The 515-nt window shown below is 47.2% G+C and carries 4 tRNA genes; all 4 read left to right on the top strand.

What is annotated here, in order from left to right:
• Window positions 1–42: 42 nt before the first annotated feature.
• The 4 genes from DW196_RS11230 (at window position 43) to DW196_RS11215 (ending at window position 382) form a co-directional block, all read left to right on the top strand.
• Window positions 43–114, top strand: a tRNA-Gly gene (locus DW196_RS11230).
• 13 nt (window positions 115–127) lie between these two features.
• Window positions 128–213 (top strand) — tRNA-Leu (locus DW196_RS11225).
• 8 nt (window positions 214–221) lie between these two features.
• Window positions 222–295, top strand: a tRNA-Arg gene (locus DW196_RS11220).
• Window positions 296–308: 13 nt separating this feature from the next.
• Window positions 309–382: transfer RNA gene (locus tag DW196_RS11215), tRNA-Pro, on the top strand.
• Window positions 383–515 lie beyond the last annotated feature (133 nt).

Genomic DNA, 515 nt, shown 5'->3' with positions numbered 1-515 from the left:
TCAGAGGGTCGAGGGTTCAAGTCCTTTAGCCGGCATCTATAAGCGGAAGTAGTTCAGTGGTAGAACATCACCTTGCCAAGGTGGGGGTCGCGGGTTCGAACCCCGTCTTCCGCTTTCATAAGTTCTAGCCGGGGTGGCGGAACTGGCAGACGCACAGGACTTAAAATCCTGCGGTGAGTGATCACCGTACCGGTTCGATTCCGGTCCTCGGCATCAAAATAGCGCCCATAGCTCAACTGGATAGAGTGTCTGACTACGGATCAGAAGGTTAGGGGTTCGACTCCTCTTGGGCGCGTTAGATTTTAATACGGGAAGTAGCTCAGCTTGGTAGAGCACTTGGTTTGGGACCAAGGGGTCGCAGGTTCGAATCCTGTCTTCCCGATTTTGAGAATTTTCTCAAAAAAATCTTAAAAACTTGTTGACAATAAGAGAACAAGTTGGTATGATATAAAAGTTGTTACGGCAACAAATTTTAGACCTTTGAAAACTGAACAAAGTAAGACAAACCAAATGTG

This window comes from Vagococcus sp. AM17-17 (assembly GCF_003471765.1).
Taxonomy (GTDB): domain Bacteria; phylum Bacillota; class Bacilli; order Lactobacillales; family Vagococcaceae; genus Vagococcus; species Vagococcus teuberi.
Note: the sequence above shows the minus strand (reverse complement) of the source record. Positions and strands in the feature narration are given on the sequence as shown.